At 69.4% G+C, this 15,277-nt stretch carries 11 protein-coding genes, 1 rRNA gene and 1 pseudogene; 10 read left to right on the top strand and 3 right to left on the bottom strand.

Annotated features, from left to right (window positions below; genetic code table 11):
- Positions 1-7 precede the first annotated feature (7 nt).
- Positions 8-124 (top strand): 5S ribosomal RNA (rrf, locus tag ACLJWH_RS37425).
- An 80-nt stretch (positions 125-204) separates the two neighbouring features.
- Here the strand turns inward: rrf and ACLJWH_RS37420 are convergent.
- Together ACLJWH_RS37420 and ACLJWH_RS37415 are read right to left on the bottom strand one after the other, a co-directional pair.
- On the bottom strand, positions 205-438 hold the full coding sequence (locus ACLJWH_RS37420; protein ID WP_411146266.1) for a hypothetical protein: 234 nt from the start codon (positions 436-438) through the stop codon (positions 205-207).
- A 296-nt stretch (positions 439-734) separates the two neighbouring features.
- Positions 735-1,535, bottom strand: a complete 801-nt coding sequence (locus tag ACLJWH_RS37415) for a hypothetical protein (RefSeq protein ID WP_411146265.1) — start codon at positions 1,533-1,535, stop codon at positions 735-737.
- A gap of 160 nt (positions 1,536-1,695) precedes the next feature.
- On the opposite strand from ACLJWH_RS37415, the pseudogene ACLJWH_RS37410 reads away from it, so the two are divergent.
- Positions 1,696-3,176 (top strand): annotated as a pseudogene (locus ACLJWH_RS37410) (NF041680 family putative transposase).
- Positions 3,177-3,315: 139 nt separating this feature from the next.
- Here the strand turns inward: ACLJWH_RS37410 and ACLJWH_RS37405 are convergent.
- On the bottom strand, positions 3,316-4,473 hold the full coding sequence (locus ACLJWH_RS37405; RefSeq protein ID WP_411146264.1) for a magnesium and cobalt transport protein CorA: 1,158 nt from the start codon (positions 4,471-4,473) through the stop codon (positions 3,316-3,318).
- A gap of 222 nt (positions 4,474-4,695) precedes the next feature.
- On the opposite strand from ACLJWH_RS37405, the gene ACLJWH_RS37400 reads away from it, so the two are divergent.
- The 8 genes from ACLJWH_RS37400 (at position 4,696) to argF (ending at position 15,204) form a co-directional block, all read left to right on the top strand.
- On the top strand, positions 4,696-5,091 hold the full coding sequence (locus ACLJWH_RS37400) for a cell division protein SepF (RefSeq protein ID WP_411146263.1): 396 nt from the start codon (positions 4,696-4,698) through the stop codon (positions 5,089-5,091).
- 457 nt (positions 5,092-5,548) lie between these two features.
- Positions 5,549-7,147: a biotin transporter BioY gene (locus ACLJWH_RS37395; RefSeq protein WP_411146262.1), complete on the top strand. Its 1,599-nt coding sequence runs from the start codon at positions 5,549-5,551 to the stop codon at positions 7,145-7,147.
- Positions 7,144-7,512 carry a nucleotide pyrophosphohydrolase gene (locus ACLJWH_RS37390; RefSeq protein ID WP_381676460.1) on the top strand — a complete coding sequence of 123 codons (369 nt, stop codon included), beginning with the start codon at positions 7,144-7,146 and terminating at the stop codon, positions 7,510-7,512. The genes ACLJWH_RS37395 and ACLJWH_RS37390 overlap by 4 nt, the downstream gene beginning before the upstream one ends.
- A 675-nt stretch (positions 7,513-8,187) precedes the next feature.
- Positions 8,188-8,643 carry a DUF6099 family protein gene (locus ACLJWH_RS37385; protein WP_052861841.1) on the top strand — a complete coding sequence of 152 codons (456 nt, stop codon included), beginning with the start codon at positions 8,188-8,190 and terminating at the stop codon, positions 8,641-8,643.
- Between the two features lie 603 nt (positions 8,644-9,246).
- Positions 9,247-10,170, top strand: a complete 924-nt coding sequence (locus tag ACLJWH_RS37380; protein WP_381532529.1) for an LLM class F420-dependent oxidoreductase — start codon at positions 9,247-9,249, stop codon at positions 10,168-10,170.
- Between the two features lie 773 nt (positions 10,171-10,943).
- Positions 10,944-12,167, top strand: coding sequence for an MFS transporter (locus ACLJWH_RS37375; RefSeq protein ID WP_411146261.1), 1,224 nt, complete (start codon positions 10,944-10,946; stop codon positions 12,165-12,167).
- Positions 12,168-12,723: 556 nt separating this feature from the next.
- Positions 12,724-13,959, top strand: coding sequence for an arginine deiminase (locus tag ACLJWH_RS37370; RefSeq protein ID WP_411146260.1), 1,236 nt, complete (start codon positions 12,724-12,726; stop codon positions 13,957-13,959).
- Positions 13,960-14,172: 213 nt separating this feature from the next.
- The gene (gene argF / locus ACLJWH_RS37365; protein ID WP_411146259.1) at positions 14,173-15,204 is read left to right on the top strand and encodes an ornithine carbamoyltransferase; all 1,032 of its coding nucleotides are present in this window, start codon (positions 14,173-14,175) and stop codon (positions 15,202-15,204) included.
- The last annotated feature ends 73 nt before the right edge of the window (positions 15,205-15,277 follow it).

Below are 15,277 nucleotides of genomic sequence, written 5' to 3'. Positions count from 1 at the left end.
ATAGTGTTTCGGTGGTCATTGCGTTAGGGAAACGCCCGGTTACATTTCGAACCCGGAAGCTAAGCCTTTCAGCGCCGATGGTACTGCAGAGGGGACTCTGTGGGAGAGTAGGACGCCGCCGAACAATCATTGTGGGAAGGCCCCGCACCTTATGGTGCGGGGCCTTTCTGCGTTCCCGGCCCGTGTGGCCCTTCCACGCGCCGGTCACCTGCACCGGCTACACGATTGGCCCAAGAGCCGTGCACGTTCATCGCGATCCGTGCGCTGCACCAGCACGAGCGTGCGCCGCTCCTTCGCGTGGTGTGCCTCGTCGGCGCGCGAGGTGGCCTCGCGCGCGGACAGTCCCGTCTCCAGTTCGATCGTGGTGCGTGCCCATCGGGACAGCCCGAGGTGGGTTTCCACCTCGGGCAGTTGCTTCAGCGTCCGGAGCAGGCGCACGCCGCGGCGACACCCAGGTGCTCATCCCGCCGGTGAGCGTGCGTCCGGACATGACCGAATCGCCGCTGGCCGACCGCCCTTGGGGCGCCGATGCCCCGGCTCCTGACTCCGTCCTGATCGACGTGTTCACGGGAACAGCACCAGCGACACCGGGGACACCGAGGTCGCTGGAGGATGCGGTCCGCGACTTCTACACCGCCCTCGGTGCCCCCTCACGCCCCGGCACCTCGACCGCCTCGCCTGAGCCGGCACCCAGCGGGCCGCAGCCCCGTACCTCTTCCTGCGGCGAAGTGGGCTCAGGGGGCCCAGGGCAGTCGTACGGCCTCGATCTCCGTGTCGTTCAGGAGGGCTTCGATGAGCGGGGCGGGGCCGGCCACCTTGGTGGCCCACAGGTCGTAGTCGGTGCAGAGGACCCATGAGCGGTCCTCTGCCCAGAGGTTGGACGGGCTGAAGTCCGCCTCGGGGTTGTCGTAGAGAGCCGGGGCGTCGCCGAGCCGACCGCTGCGCGCATGTAGGTTCTCGAAGTCGGTGTGCCCGAGCATCAGCGGGTTGTAGTAGGCCAGACAGCAGGTGTCCGCGCCCGCAGGGCCGTGCTCGGTGAGGAGCGTGATCAGCCGGTTCCAGGTCTCGCGGTCCAGGCTGCCCTCGGTCGGTGGGCTGATGCTGAGCGGCCAGCTGCCGTCCTTCTTGGCCGAGGCGAAGCAGCGGTAGGAGGGCAGGAGTCCTTCGGGTACGAGGGGATCTCCGGTCCGCTGCGCGAGTTCCGCCCAGCGCAGGCGTCGCCAGCCAGGGCCGGGATGCTCAGCGCGGCCCAGGTCGCCCCCGGTGGCAACCCCGACGGCTTCGAGGTCGATGCCCGCCACGATGTGGGGCTCGATGCTTCCGTCTGCCAGGCAAGTCTGGTGGTAATCGTGGTACGACACATCGGCCAGGCCCTGCTCGTGCTCGTACATGGCGTTCAGCACCCAGACGGCGTCGGGCATCGGCGGCGGCATAAACCCCGTCACGCCGTCGCCGCACAGTTCCAGCAGCCAGTCGGTCGAACTGGACGGCGCGAGCGGCCACTGCGCGGTCACCGGATTGGATATCTCGGACATCCAGTCATGATCCCACCCGGCGTCCTGAGCTCTGGGCCGAGCTGCGGGGACGGCCATCGGACGGCGTTCCGAACTTGATCACCCGGGTGAAGACTCCAGGGACGTGGGGGCGGCCTTGGCGTGATCCTGCGTGCTGTCAGAGCGCCCATTTCGCACCGTCCTGACGGGGACCAAGTCTGCCGGCGGCGGGTTTGCCGCATCACGACGTCCGGCGGGAACCTTCGATGAGGCGTCACGCTTCCGGGGCGAGTTCTACGCATGTCTGATCGCGCGCCACGATGAACTGTCCGAGCTGTGCGACACGGTGCTTTGCAGCGACGGTCCGGTGAAGTCTCCGGTCGGCCTGACGCTGGTGCCCGAGCACCGCCGTGGGCACGGCGCGTGGTACGGCGGCCTCAACCACGGTGGTGTCGACATCGAGCGGTTACGGACGCTGCCGGCCGGCCTGCCGTTGCCTCGCTTCGAAGGCGGCCGCCTGGTCCTGGCGGTCGACGTCAGCCCGTGGCTGCGTTCGGACGCCCCATGCTCGGCAGACCGGCTGTTCTGCCATGTCCACGGCCGCGCGAAGACCGCGTCGCAGTTCATCCCCGGGCCGGCGCTACTCCTTCGTCGCCGTCCTCGAACCGCGCGCCACCTCATGGACATCGATTCTGGACATCGATTCTGGACACTGTCCGGCTCGGGCCCACGGATGACGCGACTGCGGTCACAGCTACCCAACTGCGCGGCGTGGTCGGGCGACTCATCGTGGCCGGCCAGTGGACGCCCGGCGACCCGGACAGCACGATCGTCATGGATGCCGGATACGACGTCACTGGTCCGGCCTGGGTGCTGCGGGGCCTGCCCGTCGAGGTGGTCGGCCGGATCCGCTCCGCCCGCGTCATGCGGCTGCCGAAACCGCCGCGAGTGCACGGCACCAACGGCCGACCGCCCAAGCACGGGCCGGAGTTCCGCTTCGCGAAACCGGAGACCTGGCGCGGGCCGGCCATCGTCACCGCCACAGACACGATGAACTACGGGAAAGCCCAGGCCCAGGCCCAGGCATGGGACCGAGTCCACCCGAGGCTGACCCACCGCTCGGGCTGGCTCGACCACGATGGCCAACTCCCCACCGTCGAGGGCACCCTGGTCCGACTGAAAGTCGAGCACCTGTCGAAGAAGCGGGAGGCGCCAGCGGTGTGGCTGTGGTCCTCGAAGACCGGCGCCACCCCGGCAGACGTAGACCGCTGTTGGCAGGGGTTCTTGAGGAGATTCGACCTGGAGCATATTTTCCGTTGCGGAAAGCAGACCCTCGGCTGGACCACCCCGAAGCTCCGCACGCCCGAGGCGGCGGACCGCTGGGCCTGGATCCTGATCGTCGCTCACACCCAGCTCCGGCTCGCCCGGTCCCTGGCCGAGCACCTCCGCCGCCCCTGGGAGAAACCCGCGCAACCTGAGCAACTGACCCCGGCCCGGGTCCGACGAGGGTTCAGGGACATCCGCGCCCACCTGCTCTGCCCAGCCCGGGTCCCCCAACCCCGCGGCATCGGTCCTGGACGACCGCCCGGCTCCAAGAACCGCCGCCCGGCACCCCATTACGACGTCGGCAAGACCGTCAAACGCGAACGGACGATCGCCGTACTTCAAGCGGATCGAAGATGAACGTCCGGCAAGTCGCGGGGCAGCCCGAGTTGATCGAGTTTCCGTTCTCCCCGGATTCTCCCCAGCGGCCTCGGACGGGCCTCCGAGGCTCATGCCCGTGGTTGTGGACCCGTAGCGAGTGCCTCATCGGTTCGATTGCTCAGAGCCAGTCGCGCCGCTTGAAGATGAGGTACAGGCTGACGCAGACCACTGCCATCAACCCGATCGCGAAGGGGTATCCGAAGGCCCAGTGCAGCTCCGGCATCTCCTCGAAGTTCATGCCGTAGATCGTGCCGACCAGTGTCGGGGCGAAGAGGATGGCGGCCCAGGAGGAGATTTTTTTGATCTCCTCGTTCTGTTCGAAGCCGGCCTCGGCCAGGGCGCGCATCTCGGCGTTCTGCTGCTGGTTCACCAGAGTGGCGTTGACGGTGAGGATGTCCTGGAGGGCCTGCCGGAAGCCGTCCACCCGGTCCGTGGTGTGCAGCGCGTGGTCGGCGACGTCACGCAGATAGCGGCGCAGTTCCTCGTCGATGGCGTACTTCTCGAAGCCGGCGGTCAGGCCCTCCAGCATGCCGTTCAGCGGGCGGGTCGCGCGCTGGAACTCCACGACCTCGCGGGAGAGCTCGTAGATCCGTCGGGAGACCCGCGGATCGCCGCCGAAGACCTCCGTCTCGATCTCGTCGATGTCGTTCTGGACACCCGCGACGACCGGTGCGTAGCCGTCGACCACGGCATCCAGGATCGCGTAGAGAATGGCTTCGGGGCCGCGTTTGAGGAGTTCGGGGGTGTCCTCCATGCGGCGGCGTACGGCCGAGAGGTCGGGGGCGCCGCCGTGCCGCACGGTGATCACGAAGTCGCGGCCGACGAAGATGTGCAGTTCGCCGAAGTCGACCTCCTCGGCGTCGTCCAGATAGCGCGCGGCGCGCAGGACGACGAAGAGGGTGCCGCCGTACCGCTCCAGCTTCGGCCGCTGGTGGGCCTCCAGCGCGTCCTCGACGGCGAGTGGATGGAGATCGAACTCCGAGGCGAGGCGGACCAGTTCGGCGGACGAGGGGCGGTGCAGCCCGATCCAGGCGAGGGTGTCCGGGGCGGCGCGCAGCTGCCGGAAGGTGTCGGTGAGCGTCTCGGGGGTGCTGATCCGGTGGCCGTCGCGGTAGAGGGCGGCATGGATGACGCTGTTGGCGGCGACGGTGGCCGGTTCCGGTGTCCCGGGCCGGTCCGCGGACTCGGCCGGCGCGGGTACCGCGGGCCGCTTCTTCGCGGGCTTGCGCAGGCTGCGCAGCGCGCGCAGCCGCCGGACGGGAGGCTCAGTGCTCACGACGGAAGCGACCTCCTTCACGAGGGGGGATGAACAGCCACACATAAACTCGACGCAGGATAACTGCCGAGGCTGTCGGCACTGGTCAGGGGCCATGGTGCAGGATGGGACAAGGATGTGACACCGGGTGTGTCGCGTCCGGCAAGTTTTGTATGTTTATCTCTAGAATTGTGCGATGCAGATACCGCAGATAGCCAGCGCACCCCTGAGTGAGGTGATTCGGTGAACGGCCGCCGCGATGCCACCGACGAGCAGTGGGAAGGTCTCGCCGAAGTCGTCCCGCTCCGCAGCAGCAGCGAATGGCCGTCCTGGCCCGACCACCGTGCCCTCCCCGAGGAGGAACCGGCGGAGGAGATGCGGCGGCTCGTCGTCATCCGGGTCCAGATCTTCGCGGACGCTCGCGAGGTCGCCGAGTACCTCATGGCGCAGATTCCGGTCCTGCTGGACCTCACCAACGCCGACGCCGATGTCGCCAAGCGCATCCTGGACTTCTCCAGCGGAGTCGTCTTCGGTCTCAGCAGCGGGATGCACCGCGTCGACACCAATGTGTTTCTGCTCGCACCGGTCGGTACGGAGGTCGCGGAGTCGGCCGCCGGCGCCGCCGTTCCCCGGCTGTAGGAAGCTCCGGAAGTTCCGGAGACCGTCTGCCGGGGCCGGGATGCCGTCGGCTCGGGGGCGCCGCCGCTGCGTAGGGGCGGCGTTTCTCGTGCGTACGGGCGGCCTTCCCGGACCGGGCCACCCGGGACGGAGGCCGCCCTGGCCGGGGAGTCGCCCCGGGCGGGACGGTTCTCCGGCCGGGGAATTTCACCGGCTCCGGCCCGGTAGGGCCGTCCTCCTCCCGCGCTGGCTCACAGGGTCTCCCGAAGGAAGCCTCCCGGCCGTGGGCTTGCTGTGGGTTTGCTTGCCGTACTTGCGGTGGGTTTGCCGCGGACCTGTCGTGTGGCTGTCTCGCGGGCCTGGCGTGGGTTTCGCACCGCGGCCCGAGGAACCCCCGGCCCGCGGGTCGTCCCCCGATCGTAGGAAGAGCAGTCCGGCGGAACGGTTCTCCGGACGGGCCACTGCATAGCGTCCGCTTATGGATACCGACAGTGCACGACCCGCGGTCACCGAGTTACGGTTGTCCGCCTTCAAGACCCATCGCGGCGTCACCCTCCCGCTGGGCCCGCTGACCCTGCTGAGCGGTGAGAGCGGCAGCGGCAAGTCCAGCGCGTTACAGGCGTACGAGATCCTCGCCCGGCTCGGCAGCGGAGAACGGCTGGCGCGGGCCGTCGAGGTGGTGGCGGGCGGCGCGAGCGCCTGCGTTCCGGCGGGTGCGCGCCCCGATGAACAGGGGCGGCGCGGTTTCCGCATCGGCTGCACGGTCGACGGCCCCGCCGGTCTCGTCCACCTCGATCTCGCCGTACAGGCCGAGCCCGAACTGCGCATCGTCGGCGAACGGTTGACGGGTGGCGGTGAGACGCTGCTCAGCACGGCCCTCACCGATCCGGCCCGCCCCGCCGTCCAGGCGGCCTGGTATACGGCGGGCACGACGCCGGTGACCCGCGCACCACTGCCCGACGACCGGCTGGGCACCGCGCTGCTGCCGCTCCGGGTCGCGGGTAAGACGGCGGGGCAGCGGCTGGTCCTGGCCGCCGCGGAACAAGTCGTGGTCGCACTCCGGTCGGCCTTCCCCTGCGATCCGCGGCCGGAGGCGATGCGAGCGGCCGGGACGGGCGGGGCCGGCGGGGACGGTGCGCTGGGGCGTCAGGCCGCGGACGGTGTGGCCGGTGGGGACAGCGGGGCCGGTGGGCCGGGGGCGGGGCGCCGGCCCGGTGGCCGTCGAGGCGGCGGCTCCCTGGGGGGTGCCCGGGGCGGCGCGGGTGTGCGGCGGCGTGCGGGCGGCCGGGGCGGCGAGGCCGGCGGCTGGGCCGGGGAGGGGGACGAGGAACCGGACGAGGGCCGGCTGCGGTCGTCCTGCGACAACCTCCCGGCGGTCCTTGAGCGGACGAGTCGCGAATGCGCGCGTCGGCACGCGGTACTGGTCGCGGCCGTGCGGGACGCGTGCGCCGGCCCCGTCGACGGGCTGCGGGCGGTGCCGCGCCGGCCGAGCGCGGTGGGGGACGGGGCGGGTGCGGCGGCGCGGCCGGGGGCAGGGCCGGGGACGGCCGGTCGTGGCGCGGCGCCGGGTACGCAAGGTGCGCTGGGAACACCGGGTGGCCCGGGGGCGTCGGATGCCCGGACGACACCGACCGGTCGGGCGTTGCGGACGGCACAGGCAGCACAGGCAGCACCGGCGGCCCAGGGGGCAAGGGCGGTGCAGGCGTTACCGGCGGCGGAGGCGGTGCAGGCGCCACACGGTTTGCAGGCCGTTCTCGACCGGGGCGCGCTGGGGGTGATGCCCGTCGAACAGCTCGGCGACGGTGAGCTGCGGTTTCTCGGTCTGGCGCTGGTGCTGCTCACCGGGCCGGGGGTACTGGCCATGGACCCGGTGGGGGAGATCCCGGCGGCCCAGCAGCAGCTGACGGTCATGGCGGACGGGATGGACCGCTGCATGGACCACAGGCAGGCGCGGGAACTGGTGTCGCTGGCCGTACGGATGGCCGAGCGCGGACATGTCCGGCTGCTCGGGACGGTGCGGGATCCGTCGGTCGCCGAGGGGCTGCCCGGTGTACGGGTGCTACACCTAGGGGCATGAGCGAGGATCTTCATGCCCTGCAACGACGACTGGCCGAGTTCGCGGCCGCCCGGGACTGGCAGCAGTACCACACCCCCAAGAACCTGGCCGCGGCGCTGAGCGTCGAGGCTGCCGAACTGGTCGAGATCTTCCAGTGGTTGACGCCGGAGGAGTCGGCGAAGGTGATGTCCGACCCGGGGGCGGCCGGCCGGGTCGAGGACGAGGTCGCGGATGTCCTCGCGTATTTGTTGCAGTTCTGCGAGGCACTGGGCATCGATGCGCTGACGGCGCTCGCCGCGAAGATCGAGCGCAATGAGTCGCGTTTCCCCGCGGTCCGCTCGGCCCGCCCGGACCGGCCGCGGGGGAGCGGGGAGCGGCAGGAGTAGGGGGAGTGGAAGAGGAGTAGCAGGAGTAGCGGGAGTAGCAGGGGAAAGGCGGGGCGATGCAGGAGGGCGGGGCTGTTGGCTCCGCACTCCTGCGTCACCCCTTTTGCTCCCTTTTTGCCGTCTCCGTCGCTCATTGCGCCGCTCTTTTCGTCGCCCGCTACGTCGCCCTGTCCGTCGCCCGCTGCGTGGCCCTGTTCGTCGGCGGTCCCTGCTGCTTCTGCCGGCTCTCATCGAAGCCCGGCGCCCATCGGTTCCCGTCGCTTCCGGCCGCTTTCCGGCGGCCTCCCGTCGGTTTCCGTCAGCTCTCATCGCCTTCCCTCCTGCGCGCTCGTGTGAGGCGGCCGGCGGAAGCTGAGGGCGCACCGGGGCGCTGAAGGAACGCCGGCGGACGCCGATGGATGCCGGCGGGGATCACGTCGATCGACGCGACTGTGGTGGCGTCAGGGACTCAAGTGGTTCGTGGGTGCCACGTAGTTCGAGGGGACAGGACGATGGGAGGGGTAGGAGAGGCTCGGGCTCGCCGTTCGTCACTCTCCGGAGTCATGGATCTTCTCACATCGCCTTGCTTGTCCACAGATTTGCGAATTCCCCTAGCTTTTTTGGGTGTTGGACCTCACTCTGGGTAGTGGAAAGATTGTGGGGTGAGTGCGAGTGACGATGGAAGGAGGGGCGCGGATGGACGCGGTGCGGATCATCGCGGCCAGTCGGCGCGGTCTGGCGCAGGCGAGCACGGTTCAGGACGTGATCGTCGAGGCATGGCAGGCGCAAGCCTTGGCGGAAGCGATAGGCAGCCATCTCGCGATATTCGGGCCGTACGAAGTGCGGTCCAGAGCACGAGGGTTGGGCGACGCGGGCGGGCGGTTCAGCGGGGGACTGCTGTGCCCGCCGCTGAGGGCCGGTGGCCTGCGGGCGGCCCAGCTGTCCGAGGTGCGCGACGCCAAGGCCGCCTTGACCAGCCTGCGTCAACTGCTGCGAGAAGTGTGCGAGGCGTTGGTGAGTGTGGTGTGTTCGGCGGACGAGGAGGGGATGTACTGGACCTGCGTCGAGGCCATGGACACGGCTGACGAATCGAGGGACCGCGTGACCGGAATACTGGAAAAGCTGGAGGTGCGGGACCGGAACCCCGCCTGATGTGGACGGGTCCCTCCGGACCAGGTCCACCGGACGCCGCCGACGGTGCGGCAGTCCGGCGCGGCCCGGCGACGATCACGCCCGCCACCGGTCGCCCGCCTCACCCGCCCACAGGGCGAGAGACCGGCCGACGGGCGCGGACATCGCTGCCGCGGGACGCCCACGCCCTTACCCCGGCCACCGTTGTTCCCGACGCGTTCCCGACCCGCCCCCGCGCGCTCTTCGCGCCTCTGCTTCCGCCACCACCGTCGAGACCACCACACACTGACCTACGAGCCGGGTTGACCTACGAGCCTGGCTGACCGGCGAGCCGGGACCGCCCCCGTCGCGCGAGATCCGCGCCCGCTCCCGTCTCTCCGATCCCGTCGTCCGCTCCCACCCGCCAGGTCCGGCCCGTCTGCCGTCGGTCACTGACCACGGATCACTGGCCTCAGATCACCGACCAGGGTCCTCACCTGATGCTCACCCGCCCCCCGTCACCCACCGGGGCGTCGGCCGGACGGACATCTCGGTGGAGGAACCGGTGGACGAGAGGTGATCCGACCCGGCGCACACGACTTGCCCTGGCGGGTCTGCCCATCGCCGAGAGGGCAGGATGGAGGTATGGATCTACGAATCTTCACGGAGCCCCAGCAGGGTGCTTCCTACGACACCCTTCTCACGGTCGCCAAAGCCACCGAGGACCTCGGCTTCGACGCGTTCTTCCGCTCCGACCACTACCTGCCGATGGGCAACGCCGACGGGCTGCCCGGCCCGACGGACGCCTGGATCACACTGGCCGGCCTGGCCCGCGAGACCCGGCGCATCCGTCTCGGCACCCTCATGACGGCGGGTACCTTCCGCCTCCCCGGAGTGCTGGCCATCCAGGTGGCCCAGGTCGACCAGATGTCCGGCGGCCGGGTCGAGCTCGGACTCGGCGCGGGCTGGTTCGAGGACGAGCACAAGGCGTACGGCATCCCGTTCCCCAAGGAGAAGTTCGCGCGGCTGGAAGAGCAGCTGGCGATCGTCACCGGCCTGTGGGCCACCGAGCGCGGAAAGGAGTTCTCCTACGACGGCACCTACTACCAGCTGGAGAAGTCCTCCGCGCTGGCCAAGCCGGCCCAGGGCAAGGTGCCGGTGCTGATCGGCGGACACGGCGCGACGCGCACGCCGCGGCTGGCGGCGCAGTACGCCGACGAGTTCAACATCCCCTTCGCCTCGCTCGAAGACAGTGAGCGCCAGTTCGGACGGGTGCGGGCGGCCGCCGAAGCCGCCGGGCGCAAGGGGGACGACCTGGTGTACTCCAACGCCCTCGTGGCCTGCGTCGGCAAGGACGACGCCGAGGTGGCGCGGCGGGCCGCGGCCATCGGACGGGAGGTGGACGAACTGAAGGCCAACGGCCTCGCGGGCTCGCCCGCCGAGGTCGTCGACAAGATCGGGCGGTACGCCGCCATCGGCGCGTCCCGGGTCTACCTCCAGATCCTGGACCTCGATGACCTGGACCACCTTGAGCTGATCTCGGCACAGGTGCAGTCGCAGCTGAGCTGACGTCAGTTCCTGGTGCCATCGGCTGGGGGCGGCCGGTGCTGCCGGAACGTGGTGCGGAATCAGGGTATGCGCGGTGATACGCGGCGCGTGTTCCTGAGTACGACCGCGGCGGGCAGCGTCGGCCGCCCCGCGACCGGCCTCGGGTTTCCGCGGCACAAGCGCCCCGACAAGGCGCAGAGGTTCCCGACACCGCAGTGGTTCCCGACGTCGTACGGCGGCACCACGCATGTCCTCGGCCCGGCGGCGGACGTGGTCCACCTGGTGTACGTGCCCGGCCCTTACCCGGCTCCGGCGTACCAGGGCGACAGGAAACCCGAAGACGAAGGGGACGGGAAACCCGAAGACGGAGGGGACGAGGCCGCGGCGATCAGCCTCGTCCCCTGGCCTCGCCCCGTCCGATCACCGGAGTTGAGGGATGACTGACCGACTCCACTCTGTTCCCGGGCGCCCTGCTCCCTGGCTCTCTTCCCGGGCTCCCTGTTCCCGGGCTCTCTGATCCCGCTGATGGGGCAGGCCGGTTCCGGGGAATCCGTTCGGCTCGCGCTCTGTTCCGCACGTCCTGTGTGTTCCGCCGTGACGAGTTCCGCGACCTGGCTGTTGACCGGCAGCCGTGTTTCAGATCGCGCCTTCGCCCGGCGCCTCGCGGGAATGCGCCATCACCCTGAGATCCAGTCGTTGACGTCGTTGACGTCGCAAATCCGCCGGATCATGGCTGCTGTCCCTGCTGCACTGGTGCTCACATTCCACGTGATGCCCCATTCAGGACGGGATTCATGTCCACAGCAACCACTACGTCCATCGAACCCTCTGTGCCGCCGGTTCGCTCTCCACTTGTCTCCTGGCTGGCCGTGATATCAGTGATGACGGGAATCTTCTCGATCGTCACCACGGAAATTCTGCCGATCGGCCTGCTGACGTCCATCGGGTCGAGTTTCGCCATCTCCGACGGAATGGCTGGTCTGATGATGACCATGCCCGGTTTCCTTGCCGCGATTTCAGCGCCCCTGGTAACCGTGGCCACTGGACGAATTGACCGTCGACTCATGCTGGGCGCGTTCGTCCTCGTGCTGGCGCTGGCGAATTTCCTGGCCGCGGTCGCGTCAGGGTACTGGCTGGTCCTGGTCTCCCGCGTGATGGTCGGGGTCACCATCGGCGGTTTCTGGTCCATCGGCGCCGGGCTGGCCGGCCGGCTGGTACCCGCACAATCGGTGGGCCGGGCGACCTCCGTGATCTTTTCCGCGGTGCCTCTCGGCTCCGTGCTCGGGGTACCGCTGGGCACTCTCATCGGAGATATCGCCGGCTGGCGCACCACATTTCTTGCCATGGGATTCTTCACACTCTGCGTCTTCGTCATGCTGCTCCTGACTGTCCCCGCCCTCCCTGCCGAACGGGTAACCCGCCTGAATGTGCTCGGCAGTATGCTCCGGAGTGTCAACACTCGGTTCGCCCTGGTGATGACCTTCTTCGTGGTGCTCGCCCACTTCGGTGCCTATACCTATGTCACTCCCTTTCTGGAACAGGTGACTCATCTGAGTTCCGGTCTCATCACGGTCTTCTTGCTCGTCTACGGAGCGGCAGGAATAGTCGGGAATTTCCTGGGCGGATCGGCTGTGGTCCGCTACCCGCGGGCCACCTTCGCCGCGGGTGCCGCGATGATCGCCGGTGCGACCTTGCTGCTTCCGGTCCTCGGCAAGTGGGATCTCGGGGCGCTGGGGCTGTTGACCGTCTGGGGTGTTGCCTATGGGGCCGTACCTGTCTGCTCGCAGACCTGGTTCACCAAAGCGTCGCCCGGCTCGCCTGAGGCATCCGCTGTCCTCTTCACGGCATCGTTCCAAGCCACCATTTCCCTCGGTGCGCTCGTCGGCGGGGTGGTGGTCGACCATTCCTCCTCGGCGCTGGTCATGGCGCTGGGGGGTGCGGCCGCTGTCCTGACGGTCCTGGCGGCCTGGGCTCATCACGTCCGGAACGTCCCGTGGTCCACGGCAGTTCAGCAGTGAGGGTTCCGTCCCGTCCCGTCCCGTCCCGTCCCGTCCGGTTCGGTCCAGTCCGAGGCGGGGGTGGTTTCGTTGGTGTCCGCCGACAGCGTTTGTCGACCGACAGCATTTGCCGACAGCGTTTGTCGTGGGTTTCACCGGACCTGCCGACCTTCGGGTACACGGACGTTGAGGGAGACGGTTCGGGCTCAGCTCCTGTGTGGCGCGCATGCCGGGTATCGAGGTGGTGTGCGTGGACGTGGCGCACCGTGGCGGGTGCGGGCCCCGTAACCGCCGAGCCCGTAACCGTAGGCCCGACACCGCGAAGTCCGATGCGGCCGAGCTCAATACGCGAAGTCCGCCACCTCGGGACCCGCAGCGGCCCAGCCCGATACCGAGAAGTCCGCCGCCCCCCGGATCCGATACCGCTGACCCCGACACCGCGAAGCCCGACGCAGCCGAGGCCGGGCCCGATACCACCGCCCCCGCCCCCGATACCGCACAGCCCATCCCTCCGAAATTCGTGATCTCATCCGCCCGACGCCGTCCGCGGGCGGCCGGAAGCGGCCAAGATGGGGAGATGGGATTCCATGTCGACTCCGAGGCCGGGCGGCTGCGCCGGGTCATTCTGCACCGACCCGATCTGGAGCTGAAGCGGCTCACGCCCAGTAACAAGGACGCTCTGCTCTTCGACGACGTGCTGTGGGTGCGCCGGGCGCGGGCCGAGCACGACGGGTTCGCGGATGTGCTCCGCGACCGGGGCGTGGACGTGCACCTCTTCGGGGATCTGCTGGCCGAGAGCCTGCGCATCCCCGCGGCGCGGACGCTGGTCCTGGACCGGGTCTTCGACGAGAAGGAGTACGGGCCGCTGGCCACCGACCACATCCGGGCGGCCTTCGACGAACTGCCGGTGCCCGAGCTCGCCGAGGCGCTGGTCGGCGGCATGACCAAGCGTGAGTTCCTGGAGCGGTACCCCGAGCCGACCTCGGTCCGCTTCCATGTGATGGATCTGGACGACTTCCTGCTGGGCCCGCTGCCCAACCACCTCTTCACCCGTGATACTTCCGCCTGGGTCTACGACGGCGTGTCGATCAACTCGATGCGCTGGCCGGCCCGGCAGCGCGAGACCGTGCACTACGAGGCGATCTACCGGCACCATCCGCTCTTCCGTGGCGAGGACTTCCACGTCTGGTCGGAGGGGCAGGCGGACTTCCCCTCGACGATCGAGGGCGGTGACGTGCTGGTCATGGGCGGCGGCGCGGTGCTGATCGGGATGAGCGAGCGGACCACCCCGCAGGCCGTGGAGCTGCTGGCCCGCGGACTGTTCGCGGCGGGCTCGGCGCGCACGATCGTGGCGCTGGACATGCCCAAGCGGCGGGCCTTCATGCACCTGGACACCGTCATGACCATGATCGACGGGGACACCTTCACGCAGTACGCGGGCCTGGGCATGCTGCGCTCGTACACCATCGAACCGGGCTCGGGAGAGCGGGATCTCAAGGTCACCGACCATCCGCCGGAGCATATGCACCGTGCCATAGCGGCCGCCCTGGGCCTGACCGATATCCGGGTGCTCACCGCGACCCAGGATGTGCACGCGGCGGAACGTGAGCAGTGGGACGACGGGTGCAATGTGCTGGCCGTCGAGCCGGGCGTGGTGGTGGCGTACGAGCGGAACGTCACCACGAACACGTTTCTGCGCAAGCGGGGCATCGAGGTCATCACGATCCCCGGGAGCGAGCTGGGCAGAGGGCGGGGCGGGCCGCGCTGTATGAGCTGCCCGGTGGTACGTGACGCCGTGCCGGGTGTGGGGTGAGCCGTCACCGCGGGGCGGGCGGCCGCTCCGTCCGGTGGGGAGTTCCGTGGGGAGTTCCGTGGGAAGTTCTGTGGGGAGAACCACCGGTTGGGGAGATCTCGGTTCGTATGGAAATGCGGACCGTCGTATACACTTCCAGTGTTCGGCGGGCCGTCCCGGTCCGCCGTCCCCTCCACCCCTCGTCCCCGAATGCCGCGAATCAGGAGCCCACTCATGGCGATAGACCTTACGGGCCGCCACTTCCTCAAGGAGCTGGACTTCAGCGCCGAGGAGTTCCGCCGACTGATCGACCTGGCGGCCGAGCTCAAAGCCGCCAAGCGTGCCGGCACCGAGGTCGCCCGCCTGCGCGGCAGGAACATCGCCCTGATCTTCGAGAAGACCTCGACCAGGACCCGCTGCGCCTTCGAGGTCGCGGCCGCGGACCAGGGTGCGTCGACCACCTACCTCGACCCCGCCGGCTCGCAGATGGGCCACAAGGAGTCGGTGAAGGACACCGCCCGGGTCCTCGGCCGGATATTCGACGGGATCGAGTTCCGCGGCAGCCGGCAGGCGGATGTCGAGGAGCTGGCCGCGCACGCGGGCGTGCCCGTCTTCAACGGCCTGACCGATGACTGGCACCCGACCCAGATGCTCGCCGACGTGCTGACGATGACCGAGCACGGTGAGGGCCGGCCGCCGGCGGAGATCGCCTTCGCCTACCTCGGTGACGCCCGCAACAACATGGGTAACTCCTACCTCGTCACCGGCGCGCTGCTCGGCATGGATGTGCGGATCGTCGCGCCCCGGCAGCTGTGGCCCGCCGAGCCGGTCGTCGCGCAGGCCCGCGCGCTCGCCGACGGGAGCGGTGCGCGGATCACGCTCACCGAGGACGTCGCCGAGGGCGTGCGCGGCGCGGACTTCGTCACCACCGACGTCTGGGTCTCCATGGGGGAGTCCAAGGAGGTCTGGGACGAGCGGATCGCGCTGCTCGGCCCGTACGCGGTCACCATGGACGTGCTGCGCGCCACGGGGAAGCCGGCGGTGAAGTTCCTGCACTGCCTGCCCGCCTTCCACGACCTGGGTACGGCGGTCGGCCGGGAGATCCACGAACGGCACGGCCTGACGTCGCTGGAGGTCACGGACGAGGTCTTCGAGTCCGCGCACTCCGTCGTCTTCGACGAGGCGGAGAACCGGCTGCACACGATCAAGGCCGTACTGGTCGCGACGATGGCCGGTGACGGAGCCGCGCCCGGCGGCACCGCATAGTCATACGTCTCAATGGGCGATCATGCAGTCGGAGCGGCTACCATCGAGCCGCTCACGGGGTCCGGGCCCACCG

The organism is Streptomyces sp. x-80 (assembly GCF_046549095.1).
Taxonomy (GTDB): domain Bacteria; phylum Actinomycetota; class Actinomycetes; order Streptomycetales; family Streptomycetaceae; genus Streptomyces; species Streptomyces celluloflavus.
Note: the sequence above shows the minus strand (reverse complement) of the source record. Positions and strands in the feature narration are given on the sequence as shown.